This window comes from Streptomyces sp. CO7 (assembly GCF_053474865.1).
In genome coordinates this window covers 1-13,440 of sequence record NZ_JBRIOU010000030.1, presented here as the reverse complement: position 1 = coordinate 13,440, position 13,440 = coordinate 1, and the positions used below count along the sequence as shown (strand labels likewise).

Annotated in this window: 11 protein-coding genes; 3 read left to right on the top strand and 8 right to left on the bottom strand. The window is 71.0% G+C overall.

The annotated features are described in order from the left end of the window. Positions 1-29: 29 nt before the first annotated feature. From ACOV8S_RS30930 to ACOV8S_RS30895, 8 genes are all read right to left on the bottom strand, one after another. Complete coding sequence (locus ACOV8S_RS30930; RefSeq protein ID WP_448321804.1) at positions 30-1,016, bottom strand: SAM-dependent methyltransferase; 987 nt, start codon at positions 1,014-1,016, stop codon at positions 30-32. Positions 1,017-1,062: 46 nt separating this feature from the next. Beyond that, positions 1,063-2,100, bottom strand: a complete 1,038-nt coding sequence (gene dmpG / locus ACOV8S_RS30925; protein ID WP_448321803.1) for a 4-hydroxy-2-oxovalerate aldolase — start codon at positions 2,098-2,100, stop codon at positions 1,063-1,065. Further along, positions 2,097-2,972 carry an acetaldehyde dehydrogenase (acetylating) gene (locus ACOV8S_RS30920; RefSeq protein ID WP_448321802.1) on the bottom strand — a complete coding sequence of 292 codons (876 nt, stop codon included), beginning with the start codon at positions 2,970-2,972 and terminating at the stop codon, positions 2,097-2,099. The genes dmpG and ACOV8S_RS30920 overlap by 4 nt, the downstream gene beginning before the upstream one ends. A 116-nt stretch (positions 2,973-3,088) precedes the next feature. Further along, on the bottom strand, positions 3,089-4,210 hold the full coding sequence (locus ACOV8S_RS30915) for a prephenate dehydrogenase (protein ID WP_448321801.1): 1,122 nt from the start codon (positions 4,208-4,210) through the stop codon (positions 3,089-3,091). Positions 4,211-4,299: 89 nt separating this feature from the next. Continuing rightward, complete coding sequence (locus tag ACOV8S_RS30910; RefSeq protein WP_448321800.1) at positions 4,300-5,790, bottom strand: tryptophan 7-halogenase; 1,491 nt, start codon at positions 5,788-5,790, stop codon at positions 4,300-4,302. Positions 5,791-5,843: 53 nt separating this feature from the next. Continuing rightward, positions 5,844-6,971 (bottom strand): alpha-hydroxy acid oxidase, encoded by a 1,128-nt coding sequence (locus ACOV8S_RS30905; protein ID WP_448321799.1) that lies wholly within the window; start codon positions 6,969-6,971, stop codon positions 5,844-5,846. Between the two features lie 5 nt (positions 6,972-6,976). Beyond that, a complete protein-coding gene (hppD, locus tag ACOV8S_RS30900; RefSeq protein ID WP_448321798.1) occupies positions 6,977-8,053 on the bottom strand; it encodes a 4-hydroxyphenylpyruvate dioxygenase in 1,077 nt (358 codons plus the stop codon). A 61-nt stretch (positions 8,054-8,114) separates the two neighbouring features. Continuing rightward, on the bottom strand, positions 8,115-8,327 hold the full coding sequence (locus ACOV8S_RS30895) for an MbtH family protein (RefSeq protein ID WP_448321797.1): 213 nt from the start codon (positions 8,325-8,327) through the stop codon (positions 8,115-8,117). 1,064 nt (positions 8,328-9,391) lie between these two features. Between ACOV8S_RS30895 and ACOV8S_RS30890 the strand changes: the two genes are divergently transcribed. From ACOV8S_RS30890 to ACOV8S_RS30880, 3 genes are all read left to right on the top strand, one after another. Beyond that, a complete protein-coding gene (locus ACOV8S_RS30890; RefSeq protein ID WP_448321796.1) occupies positions 9,392-9,694 on the top strand; it encodes a hypothetical protein in 303 nt (100 codons plus the stop codon). Next, positions 9,691-10,767: a ParB/RepB/Spo0J family partition protein gene (locus ACOV8S_RS30885; protein WP_448321795.1), complete on the top strand. Its 1,077-nt coding sequence runs from the start codon at positions 9,691-9,693 to the stop codon at positions 10,765-10,767. The genes ACOV8S_RS30890 and ACOV8S_RS30885 overlap by 4 nt, the downstream gene beginning before the upstream one ends. A gap of 209 nt (positions 10,768-10,976) precedes the next feature. Continuing rightward, on the top strand, positions 10,977-13,440 hold a 2,464-nt coding region (locus ACOV8S_RS30880), incomplete at its 3' end, for an amino acid adenylation domain-containing protein (protein WP_448321794.1).

Below are 13,440 nucleotides of genomic sequence, written 5' to 3'. Positions count from 1 at the left end.
CGGCACGCCTCCATTCAGGCCGTGGGGAGTTACTTGGTCGCCAGGAACAGCCGGCCGCCGGGCATGAGCCCCGACACGCATTCGACGTTCGAGAAACCGGCGCTGCGGAACTTCTCCACCCACTGGTCGGCGGTGGGCAGGTCGACACCCATGAAGTTCGCGTGCAGGTAGGTGAAGAGAGCGCTGAACTTGCGCTCGCGCTTCTCCTGCCCGAACGAGACCGCGTCGACGACGGCCAGGAGACCGCCGGGCCGCAGAGCCTTGCGGCAGGTGCGCAGCACGTCGTCGAAGGCGGCCTCGTCCTGCAGGACGTCGTGCATGACGAAGCACGCCTGGATGACGTCCGCCCCTTCGAGCGGGCCCGGATCGGCGATCAGCGACTCGACCGACCGCTCGACGACCCGCAGCCGGTCGTCGACGCCGGCGCGCCCCGCGGCCTCGCGCGCGGCGGCACAGGCGCCCGCGCTCAGGTCGAGGGCGACACCGGTACGGCCCTCGTCCTGGGCGAGGAGGCCGATGAGCAGGCCGGCCGCGCCCGCACCGAGGTCGACGACGTGCTTCGCCTCGGCGGCCACGACCCGTTCGACGACGGCGGGGTAGAAGGCGCGGTCCCCGATCCAGCGTGAGCTGACCGCCACCCGTCGCCCGTCACGCTGGTGGGCCTCGGCGGCGGACTCGCCGTCGGCGAGGAAGGCCCGCGCGTTCTGCAGGAACGGGCTGTTGGCGGTCAGCGACCAGGACAGGTAGCCGGCCTCGTGCCTCCAGTCCGCGTAGTCGTCGGCGGCGCGGTATCTGCCCTCGCCGTCCTCGGCGACGACCAGCCCGGCCGCCGACAGCGCGTGCACGTACCGCTCGAGGCCTTCCTGCGGGAGACCCGTCACCTCGGCCAGGTCGGCGGCGCCGAACGTGCGGCCCGAGTCCAGCACCTGGTCGACGCCGATCTCGGCGCCGATCTGGAGCAGTGCGGCGACCGCCGCGATATCCGCTCCCACCTCGTGCGCGGAATGCAAGTTCACCGTGTCTCCTCGTTGGTGTGAGAATTGACTGAATTCGGATCGGTTTTCATGCCGCGTCGAGCAGGGAGTTCTTCTCGGCGAGTTCCATCGCCACTTCGATGATGGTGTCCTCCTGGCCGGCGACGACGCCCCTGCGGCCCAGCTCCATCAGGATCTGCCGCGGGTCCACCTGGAAACGCTCCGCGGCACGGCGCGTGGGAACGGCGAATCCGGAGAAGACCCCGGCGATTCCGCTGGTGATGGTGACGCTGTCGTTCGTCGGAACGCGCTTGACGAAGGTGGATTCCGCGAGATCCGCCGCGTCGAGTGCCGCGAAGAGCTGGAGCTTGGTGTCGATCTGCTCCAGGTGCAGGTTCGCGGCGATGAGCTCGAGCGGCGCGTTGCCGGCCCCGGCGCCGAAGCCGCGGGCCGTGACGTCCACGACGGTCGCACCGGCCTTGACGGCGGCCATGCTGTTCATCACCGACAGGCCCAGGTTGTTGTGGCCGTGGAACCCGATCTCGATGTCGAGTTCCTCGACCAGCGCGCCGACCTTCTCCGCGACCGCGGCCGGTGTGTAGGCGCCCGCGGAGTCCATCAGGATGACGGCGTGCGCCCCGTACTGCTGCATGAGCCGCGCCTGCTCGACGAGCGCCCCGGTCGGCGCCATGTGGCTCATGAGCAGCATGCCTTTGACGGTGACGCCCATCTCCCGGAGCATGGTGATCTGCTGGCGGGTCACGTCCGCCTCGGTGCAGTGAGCACCCACCCTGACCTCGTCGACCCCGTGGTCGAGTGCGGGCTTCAGGTCGCCCTCGACCGTCGCGATCCCGGGGATGGACAGGACACCGAGCCGCGTCTGCTTCAGCTGGGCGCGCGCGGCGGTGAGCATCTCCGCGTCGGTCAGCGCGGCGCGGCCGATCTGGATGGACGAGGCGCCGAGCCCGTTGCCGTGCCCGACCTCGAGGAGGTCGGCGCCGGCCAGTTCCGCGGCCTTCGCGTAGGCGACGATGTCGTTGCGGCCCAACTGGTGCGATACGGCGTGGTTTCCGTCCCGCAAAGTCGTGTCACAGATCTTGAGCTGTCGTTCGGCAGGGTTGTTCATCGACGTGCCTCCGCTCGTCCCTCGGCGACGGCGACTGCCGCGCAGGTGATGACGTCCAAATTCCCGGCGTAGCGCGGGAGCCAGTCGCCGAGTCCTTCCACTTCGATGGTCACCATGACGCGATCGCCGACGACGACCGGCGGAACGACGACGCGATAACCGGGGACATAGGAATTGATCCGCTTCTCCATGTGCTCCACGGAGACGCGCAGGGTTTCCATGTCGATGTTCTCGGAGGCCGGCACCGCGATGGTGTTCCGCATGACGATTCCGGGCTCCGCCGGATTGATGATGAGGATCGTCTTGCAGCTGTCCACCCGGGCGAATTCGTGCGTGGCCTGCTGGGTGGTGAAGGCGTATTCGTCGATGTTCGCCCGCGTCGCGGGACCGACGCTGGCCGACGCGCTGGCCGTGGCGATCTCCAGGTACCCGAGAGGGCCGTCGGAGGCGTCGCTGAAGCACCGCGCGATGGGCACCGCGGCCTGTCCTCCGCAGGTCACCATGCTCACGTTCGGCTCGGCGAGACACTCCTCGAGGTTGAGCGCCGGAACGCAGAACCTGCCGAGGTGCGCCGGCGTGAGGTCGACGACCGGAATGCCGAGGTTCTCGAGGATCTTCCAGTTGTGCACCGCGTCCTGGGCCGACGTCGCGTCGAAGACCAGGTCGATCCGGTCCGCCATCTCGGCGACGGCGTCGATCCCGCCGGCGGTCGTGGCGACCCCGTGGGACTCGGCGAGCGCGATGCCCGGCGAGCTGGCACGTCGGCCGGCGAACAGTTCACACCGGAGGTGGGGCGAGGCGATGACCTTGAGCAGCAGGTCGCAGCCGATGTTTCCGGTGCCGATGATGGCCACGCGGAGAGGTTCGGTCATGGAGTCTTCCTGTGCGTACATTCACCTGTCTCCATTCGCAGTCTCAAAACGGTGGGCGCCGGGCCGCGGGCGGCCGACGAGAGGGACCAGGCCGTGAGCGGGCAGCCCGAGGCCGCTCATGTCCGGGCCGAACAGGGTGCGGCGGAGACCGGGTGCGCGCATTCCGCCCTCCAGCCGGCCCGGCCCAGTTCCAGTGCGAGCCGGCCGGCGTGCACCGCCGGCACGGCGAAGGTGAGGAAAAGCCGTCCTTCCTCCGTCGACCAGCCGGGCACCACGTCCTCCGCCTCCACGTGGAGGGCCTTGAGCGCGTCCAGCAGGCGGATGAGCTGCCCGGGGCCCTCCGGGACGAGGACCTCCACCCGTGTCTGCCGGTCCGCGGCCTCCCAGCCCCGGATCGCCGCCAGTCCGGCGGCTCCTCGGTCCAGCAGGTCGGTCATCGGCGCCAGGCAGCGGCTCCTGTCGTCCCGCGGTGGACCGGAGAGGTCGTCGAGCGTGGTCAGCAGGGCCGTCAGGTCGTCCCTGAGTTCGCGGAGCACGCCGGCGACGGCCGGCGCGTTGGCGCGCAGGATGTCGCTCCACAGCCCGGTGTCCCTGACGGCCATCCGCGTCACGTCGTGCAGCCCCTGGCCCGCGAGGCGGAACGAGTCCCGCGAGCCGTGCTCGACGCGCGCGGCCATGAGGCTGGCCACCACATGGGGAGCGTGCGAGGTCAGTGCCACGGCGTCGTCGTGCGCGCGGCCGTCCATGATCACCGGGACGGCCCCGCACAGGGCGATCATCTCGAGCACCCGGTTCACCGCGTCCTGGGACGTCGTCGGCGACGGGGTCAGCACCCAGGCCCGGTCCTCGAACAGGTCCGCCCGGGCGGCGAGCGGGCCGCACCGCTCGCGGGCGGCCAGCGGATGTCCGCCGACGAAGCTGGACGGGGCGCCGGCGGACCGCTGGACGTCCCTCGCCACGTGCGCCTTGACGCTGGCCACGTCGGTGTAGGCGCGGGCCGCCCCTCGCGCCTGCAGCTCCGCGAGGACACTCCCGACCGAGCTCGGTGGCACCGCGATCACGGCCAGGTCGACCGGTTCCTCCGAAGCGCCCACGTCTCCCGCGCCCAGCGCGGCAGCCGTGCGGGCGGCCACTTCCTCCTTGTCGAGCAGGTGCACCTTCACCCCGTGCCGGCTCACGGCCAGGCCGATCGACGTGCCGATCAGACCCGTGCCGACCACGGCCATCGTGCGTATCACCGTTACCCCCATCAGCCTCTGGACGTCCCCGTGCCACAACGGCCCCGCTCGGCCGGAGCCGGCCCGCGACCGTCGACGACCCGGAAAGGTCAGTAGCGGAATTCCGCCCAGTGCATCCCGTCGGCGGACGGCACGAGGCCGCCGTCCCGTATCGGGCCGTCGTCGTCGACGACCTCGCCCAGCTCGGCGTGCAGCTGGATCCGGGCGCCCTCGTCCAGGACGGACTGGACCAGCGTCGAATCGAACAGGTCGCGGTCCGTGCCGCTCTCGCCGGCCGGCTCGTCGGCCAGCTCGGAGAACTCCCGGAACGTGGCCTCGCGCTGCTGCGCGTAGGAGGCGGCGTTGACCAGTCCGCTCTCGTGCGACGCTCCGCCGCCGACCAGTTCGACGAAGGACTCGAGCCCGGGCGCCGAGCTGTTGGTGACCTTCTTCGCGCTCCAGAAGTACGAGTCCTCGTCCTGGTGCATGTCGTAGAACGCCACCAGGAAGTCGTGGAAGAGCGAGTACTCGTGCCGGTACCGCGCCTCGTACTCCTCGAAGCACTGCGTCTCGTCGAACTCCTTGGCCAGCGTCGAGTTGATGGAGCGGGCGGCCAGCAGACCGCTGTAGGTGGCGAGGTGCACGCCGGAGGAGAACACCGGGTCGATGAAGCACGCCGCGTCGCCCACCAGCACCATGCCGGGGCGCCAGAACTTCTCCTGGCAGTACGAGTAGTCCTTGCGGACCCGGACCTCGCCGTAGGGTCCGCTCTCCACCCGGCGGGCCTCGGACAGGAAGTCCGCGATGAGCGGACATTCGTCGATCAGGCCCAGCAGGGCCTTCTCCCGGTCCCCCTGCACGCGCTCCAGGGCGTCGCGCCGCAGTACCGCGCCCACGCTGGTGAGCTTGTCGGTGAGCGGGATGTACCAGAACCAGCCGGCGTCGAAGGCCGCGCAGAGGATGTTGCCGGAGTTGGGGGCGGGGAGCCGCTTACCGCCCTCGAAGTAGCCGAAGAGGGCGATGTTCTTGAAGAAGTCCGAGTAGTGCCTGCTGCCGCCGATCCGGCTCTGGATGCGGCTCTTGTTGCCCGAGGCGTCCACGACGAAGCGGCTGCGCACCTCGTGCCGGACGCCCTCCGCGTCGGCGTAGAGCACGCCGCAGACCCGGCCGTCCTCCTCGACGACGTCCACCACGGAGCTCTTCTCGCGGACCTCGACACCCTTGGCGCGCGCGTTGTCCAGGAGGATCTGGTCGAACTCCATCCGCTCGACCTGGTAGGCCAGCGAGGTGGGGCCCGAGAAGGTGTCGGAGACGGAGAAGGAGAACGTCCACGGCTCGGGGCTGCTGCCCCAGCGGAAGGTGCCGCCGCGCTTGGGCATGAACGCGGCCTTCTCCAACTCCTCCGAGACACCGAGGAGTCTGCAGATACCGTGCACCGTCGAGGGCAGCAGCGACTCTCCGATCTGGTACCGGGGGAACTCCTCCTTCTCGAGGAGAAGAACACGGTGACCCTGCATGGCCACCAGAGTGGAAACGGTGGAACCGCCCGGCCCACCACCGACGACAACGACATCGAACTCGTGGTCGTTCATGTCATGCATGGCTTTTTCTCCTTCCGTCGTTCATTCACAGGTCAAGGGGTCCGGGCGCGCGGTCAGTCACGCGTGCCGGGGACGAACGAGCGCAGATTCCGTGCGGCGGCGAGATCGGCACAGCCGGCCAGGAGGAGGGCCTCCTCGAGTTCCTGGCGCAGGAGCGACAGCACCTGGGCGACTCCGGCCGCTCCGGCCACGCTCAGCCCCCACAGCACCGGACGTCCGATCAGGACCCCCTCGGCGCCCAGCGCCAGCGCCCGCAGGATGTCGGTGCCGCTGCGGACGCCGCTGTCCATGAGGACCTGGCACCGCCCGCCCACCGCATCGGCCACGCCCGGCAGCGCGGTGACACTGGCCGGCGCGCCGTCGAACTGCCGTCCGCCGTGGTTGGAGACCACCACCGCGTCGGCCCCGAGCCGGACCGCCGTCTGCGCGTCCCGGGGATCGAGGACACCCTTGATCACCAGGGGGAGCCGGGTCTGCTCCCGGATCCACTCCAGGTCGGACCAGCTGAACGTGCGGTCGAAGGCGATGCTCGTGTGCGCGGCCACGGCGGACTCGCTGGGCCGGTGCGTGTGCGCCGCGGAGAGACCGCCGGACTCCAGGTTGGCGCTGCGGATCCAGGAGGGAAGCGTGAACTCGTTGCGCAGGTCACGCAGCCGGCGGCCCATGATCGGGACGTCGACGGTCACCATCAGCGCCTGGCAGCCGACGTTCTCGGCGCGGCGGATGAGCTCGGCCATCCGCCCGCGGTCGTGCAACCAGTAGAGCTGGAACCACAGGTCCGCGCCGACCTCGGCGATCTCCTCCAGCGAGCAGCTGCTGATCGTGCTCACCACGAAGGGCACCCCCGCCGCCAGGGCTCCCTCGGCGGCCGCGCGTTCGCCCTCCGGATGCAGCAGACGCTGGTACGCCATCGGCGCGACGGCGAGCGGCAGCGAGGCCGAGGTACCCGGCAGTCGCGCACCGGTGTCGGTCTCCTTGACGCCCGCCAGCACCCTCGGCATCAGGGACACGCCGTCCAGCGCGGCACGGTTGGCGTCCAGGGTGGTTTCCGTGCCACTGCCTCCGGCGACGAAGTCCCACACCGCCGGCGCCAGGCGTGCGGCGGCCGACTGCCGCAGGTCGTCCACGCACACGGGCTGCGCCGTGGACGTGCCGGCCGTTGCCCCGGACTGCTGTGCCATGAGCCTCAGGCCCCCACTTCGGCACGCTGGCGCTCGACCGCTTCGTAGAGCGCCTTGATGTTCCCGCTGCCGAAGGTGCGCGCACCCATGCGCTCGATGATTTCCATGAAGAACGTGCGCTTCGGGTGGACCGAGGAGGTGAAGATCTGGAACAGCTGGCCGTCGTGGTCCTCGTCGACCAGGATGTCCTTCTCCTGCATCTCGGGCACGGAGTACTTGGACAGGTCGACGGAAAGCAGCCGGTAATAGGCGTCCGGCGTGCTGAGGAAAGGAACTCCCCGCGACTTGAGCAGACCCACCGATTCCACGATGCTGTCCGCGGTGAACGCGATGTGCTGGACGCCGGCGCCGCCGTGGTTCTTCAGGAATCCGTCGATCTGCCCCGGCTCCAGCGAGGTGTCGGGTTCTATCAGGGTGAGCGTGACGGCGCCGGACCGGCTCTGGACCACCTTGGAGTCCATGGCCTGACTGCCGACCGTGATGCGCTCCTCGAAGATCATCTGGAAGTCCAGGACCTTTTCGTAGAACTCCACGGTGGGCGTGAGCTGGCCGGACTCCAGGCAGACGGCGAAGTGGTCGATCTCGCCCAGTCCGCTGTCGAACCGGGCGCCCTGCCCCCGGACCGGCGAGAGGCCCGGAAGCCGCCGTGCGTCGGTGCCGGCCGGACGCTGCACGAAGGTGTGGATCACATCGCCGAAGCCTCTGATCGAGGCCGTGACGAGCCCGTCCCGCTCGGCCGGCGGCGCCACCGGGGCGGCGCCGCGGCGCACTGCCTCGGCGAACAGCCCCGCGGCGTCGGGGGTCCCGAGGGCGATGTCGGCCACTCCGTCACCGTGCTGCGCGACGTAGGCGGCGGCGGGGTGGTCGGCGCCCTGCGCCGACGTGAGGACCAGCCGGATGTCGTTCTTGCCGAGTGCCAGCGAACGGATGGGCGTGGCGGACTGTGCCGGCCCGGAGGATCCGTAGACCTCGAATCCGTAGCCGTCCTCGAACTGCGCCGCGGCCACCTCCGTGTCCTGGACGTAGAACTCGACATGATCGACGAAGAGTCCGTCGAAGACGGACGCGTTCGCATTCGTCATTGTGCTTCACCATCCCGGTCGACTGGGTGGACAGGAGCTGGAGTGCTGGGGCGGCGCAGGTTCACGCCGTGGTGTGCATCTGCTGGACGAGGCTGTGCGGCCTCATGTCGGTCCAGCTCGCGTTGATGTACTCGATGCAGGAGGCGCGGTCGCTGTCGTGGACGACCGTCCAGCCGGCCGGCACCTCGGCAAACTTCGGCCAGAGCGAGTACTGCTTCTCGTCGTTGATCAGCACGAGGTATTCCGCCTCGGGATTCTCGAAAGGATTGGTCATGACCTCGCTCCTTCTGTTCCGTGCGACTGCACAGGGAATTGCTCGTCCTTGACGTACTGAAGGCATGCGGAACTCGCCGTGGCGAAAAAGAGGAAGGATCCCGGGACCTTTTCACGATCCGGAATCGACGGCCCGCGGGGAGATGCGCGCCAGGTTCGTCGCTGTGCACACGATCGCCGCGCCCAGTGGCCCGGCGGCTTCTGCAGCGAGGTTGGCACGCCCCATGGGTGAATTCCAACCGGTGACGGTGGCGTCCAATCCCGGCGTGCTCGTCGGCGCGGGCCCGGCGCGGACCCGGCGCGGGCCGCCGTCACAGCGGCCGGCCCGTCCGACGGACCGACCCGGCGATGCACCGATCCAGCCGTGCGCCGATCCGGCGATGCGGCGATCCCGCGATCCCGCGATCCGGCGATCCGGCGATCAGCCGGGGTGCTGTTGCCGGGGCGCCGGGGTACCGGGACGCAGCTGGGGCGCTGCCGTCGCGCACTCAGGAATGCGCCAGGGTGCGGCGGGAGTGCGGCGGGTGCGTGTCGTCGGCGAAGGCCGCGGTGGAGGGAGCGTCCATCTGCGGCGCTGCCGCAAATGGACACCCCGCACGGCGCGGGCGGACGGAGGCCGGCGGGGAGTGGCCGCTTGAGTCCTGGCCGGTGCGTGCCAATGCGCTGAAGGCGCTGGTCGACGGCGTTTCCCGGGCGCCGGCGATTGGCACCATGCGGCCCCGGCACTTCATGCCGGGGCCAGGTCCTTACGAGCGGAGTGCACGGACGGGAAGCTTTTCCTGTCGCCACCACTGCACGGCCGCCGAACTGGCCCGTCGCCCGGCGACCGACCCCTGCCCCTCCCCTCAGGAGCACCGCCATGCCTCGCGCCGCTGCTGCCGTCACCATCGGTCTTCCGGCACCGTCCGTCCTCGCCGGCGTGGCCGACAGGCGCGTGCCCCATGGAGCCGGATCCGCCCACGTCCCCGTCGACCCGGTGCCCGACGCCGGGTGCGGCCGTGCCTCGGCCCGAGGTGTGGCGGGGCCGGGCGCGGGAGCCGGAGCGGCTGAGCAGGAGACACCGGCATGCTCCCCGTAGTCGTCCGTATGACCCCGCCCCCGCCGGTCGGGGAAGTGGTCTCCACCGCCGCCTCGGTCGAAAGCATGATCTGGGCGGCCGCCTTGCCGCAGGACTGCTTGGAGCACCTGACGGTGGCACGAGGCGACGAGGACCTCAGCATCGTGGTCTTCGTCAGGGCACACGACCTGGCCCACGCCGAGGAGCAGGTCGATCGACTCATGCGACGCACGCTCGGACAGGCTCCGCCGCTGGACGGATGGACCGTCACCGAGTGCACCGCTGCGCATCTCCGGAGGCCGACCCAGTGAGAACGACGGACGCACCGACCGCAGGCACCCGACCCGAGAACCTGATCCGCCCGGCCGCTCGTGGCGCGGAGCCGTCCGAGCCGCAGGGTGTCGAGGTCCCCCTCGACACCCTGACGGTCGGCGAGTCCCCCCGGTCCGCCGGGAAGGACGCGGAACACATCGCCAGGCTGGCGGAGACCGAGGAGCAGCTCCCGCCGATACTGGTGGAGCGCGGCACCCTGCGCGTCATCGACGGGGTGCACCGTCTGGCCGCCGCGCGACTGCGGGGCCGGCGGACCATCTCCGTGCGGTTCTTCGACGGCAGCGCCGACGACGCCTTCCTGCGCGGCGTCGAGGCGAACGTCACGCACGGACTTCCCCTGTCCCAGGCCGACCGGTGCGCGGCCGCGGCGCGGATCGTGGCCACCCATCCGCACCTGTCCGACCGCTCCATCGCCCGGGCCTCGGGCCTGGGCGCCAAGACCGTGGCGTCGATCCGCCGACGTTCCGGCGCGGAGTCCCGGGAGAGCGTGCGGGTCGGCCGGGACGGCCGGGTCCGGCCGCTGAGCAGTGTGGAGGGCCGGCAGCGCGCGGCCGAGGTCCTGGCCGAGAATCCGCAGGCATCGCTGCGCGAGGTGGCCCGGATCGCGGGGGTCTCGCCGATGACGGTGAGCGACGTCCGCAAGCGTCTGGCGGCGGGCCAGGATCCCGGCGGTACGGGTGGGAAGCCCGGCCCGCGGGCCGATGCCGGCGCAACCGCGCCGCGGGAGCGGTCGGCCGGGCACCTCGTCGCGGTCGGCAGCACGGCGGCGCGGCGCGCGCAGCCGCCGGAGGCGGACCCCGCGGCAGTGCTCGAGAAGCTGCTGCGTGATCCCGCCCTGCGTCAGCGGGAGTCGGGTCGTCACCTGCTCCGCCTGCTGCAGCACAACGCCATCGCTCAGAGCATGTGGGCCGACCTGGCCGCCGCCGTACCGCCGCACTCCGGCGATCTGGTGACGCACCTGGCCCGCCGTTACGCGGAGACCTGGACGGAGTTCGCGCAGGAGTTGGGCGAGCGGCTCCAGGACTGCGGCGGTCAGCGGCTGAGCGGGTGAGCCGCGCCCGCTCCCGCAGCGCGGCCTCCCACCGTCCTGCCTGCCCTGCGGACCGGCCCGAACCGCCCGGAAGTCCGCGTCGCCGGTCCTGCTGAACCTCGTGCGAGCTCTACCCCGGAAGAGGGTGTTTGGTAATGCGTGCTGCAGATGCTGTCGTCCTTGCTGGAAGTCGGTCCCTCGGGCCGAGCGCGGCGTCGACCGGTGGGTCGGTGCAGGCGGCCTTCGCGGCCCAGGCGTTGCGGACGCCGGACGTGGTGGCGGTGCGGTGTGCCGGACGGGAGCTCCCGTACCGGGAGTTGGACGAGCGGGCGAACCGGCTGGCGCACCGGCTGGTGGGCGCCGGGGTGGGTCCGGAGGCGCCGGTGGCGGTGCTGATGGAACGCTCGGTGGACCTGGTCGTCGCGCTGCTGGCGGTGCTGAAGGCCGGGGCGTTCTACCTCCCGCTGCACAGCGGGAGTCCGCTGGAGCGGATGCAGTGGATCGTGGACGAGACGTCCGCGCCGGTGCTCCTCACGGACGCGGCGATGCGCGGCCGCAGCCTGCCCTCCGCCCCGACGGTCGTGGTGGTGGACGAGGACACGGCACTTGCCGGCCTGCCGGTGGTGGACCCTCAAGTCGACTCGCAGCCTGAGCAGTTGGCGTACGTGATGTACACCTCCGGCTCCACCGGCCGCCCCAAGGGCGTCGCGGTCACCCACCGCGATGTTCTGGACCTGGCCGGGGACAGCATGTTCACCGAACCCGGTGCGCACGAGCGGGTGCTGATGGTGGCCCCGTACGCGTTCGATCCCTCGACGTACGAACTGTGGGTCCCGCTGCTGCACGGCGGGCGGACGGTCGTCACGCCGGAAGGTGACCTGAGCGTGGCGACGCTGGCCCGCCTGATCGCCGAGGAGGAGATCACCGGACTGCAGGTGACGGCCGGCCTGTTCCGCGTCATGGCGGAGGAGGCCCCCGGCTGCTTCGCCGGTGTGCATGAGGTGATCACCGGCGGCGACGTCATCTCCCCGACCGCCGTCCGACGAGTCCTGGAGCACTGCCCCCACACCGTGGTCCGATCGACGTACGGCCCGACGGAGACCACCCTCTTCGCGAGCCAGGCTCCTTGGACCAGGCCCGACGACGTACCGGCGCCGATACCGGTCGGGCGCCCGCTGGACGGCATGCGCGCCCACATCCTCGACGAGGAGCTGTCCCCGGTGCCGGCCGGCGTGGCAGGAGAGCTGTACCTCGCGGGCGCGGGTCTGGCCCGTGGCTACCACGGACGTCCCGACCTGACCGCCGACCGCTTCGTGGCCGACCCCTTCGGCCCGGCCGGCAGCCGCATGTACCGCACCGGCGACCTCGCCCGCTGGACCCCGGACGGGCTGCTGGAGTTCGTGGGCCGGGCCGACGACCAGGTCAAGATCCGCGGCTTCCGCGTCGAACTCGGGGAGATCGAGACGGTGTTGAGCGGTCTGCCGGAGCTGTCGCAGGTCACGGTGGTCGCCAGGGAGGACCAGCCGGGTGACAAGCGGCTGGTGGCGTACGTGGTCACCGAGCCGGGACGCGGCACCGACCTGGATACCGAGGCCCTGCACACCCACACGGCCGGCCTGCTGCCGGAGTACATGGTGCCCTCGGCGTTCGTGGTCCTCGACCAGCTTCCGCTGACCACCAACGGCAAGGTCGACTACCGGGCCCTGCCCGCCCCCCACCTGCCCGCTGCCGGGACCGGGCGCACCGCCCGCACTCCGCGGGAGGAGACCCTCTGCGGCCTGTTCGCCGACATCCTCGGGCTGCCGGCCGTGAGCATCGACGACGACTTCTTCGCCCTCGGCGGGCACTCCCTCCTCGCCACCCGCCTGGTCAGCCGCATCCGCACCACCCTGGGCGTCGAGCTGCCGGTGCGGGCCCTCTTCGAGGCCCCCACCGTCGCCGCACTCGCCCAGAAGGTCACCGAGGCGGACCCGGCCAGGGCCGCGCTGACCGCCACCGACCGGCCCGAGCGGATACCGCTGTCCCCGGCGCAGAACCGCCTCTGGTTCCTCAACAAGCTGGAGAGGACGAGCGCCACCTACGTCCTCCCCTACGCCGTGCGACTGTCCGGGGCCCTCGACCGGGCGGCCCTGGAGGCGGCGATCGCCGATGTGGTCGGCCGGCACGAGAGCCTGCGGACGGTCTTCCCCGAGGTCGACGGGCAGCCCCGGCAGCGCATTCTGGAGCCCGACCAGATCCGCCTCGAGCTTCCCGTGAGGGAGGTCGAAGCATCTGATCTCGACGAGGCGCTGCGGTCCGCCGGTGACACCGCCTTCGACGTCACGGTCGATCTCCCGCTGCGGGCGATCCTGTTCGCCGCCGGCCCGGACCACCACGTCCTGCTCCTGCTGCAGCACCACATCGGCAGCGACGGCTGGTCACTGGCTCCGCTGGCCCGGGACATCAGCCTCGCCTACACCGCGCGATGCGCGGGTACCGCACCGGCCTGGTCACCGCTGCCCGTGCAGTACGCGGACTACGCCCTGTGGCTGCGGGAGTTGCTGGGGAGTGAGGACGATGCCGGTTCTCTGGCGAGCAGGCAGCTGGCCTACTGGAAGCAGACCCTCGACGGGATTCCCGACCAGCTCGAGCTGCCCTTCGACCGGCCCCGCCCGAAGACCGCCGACCACCGCGGCGACACCGTCCCCCTCCACG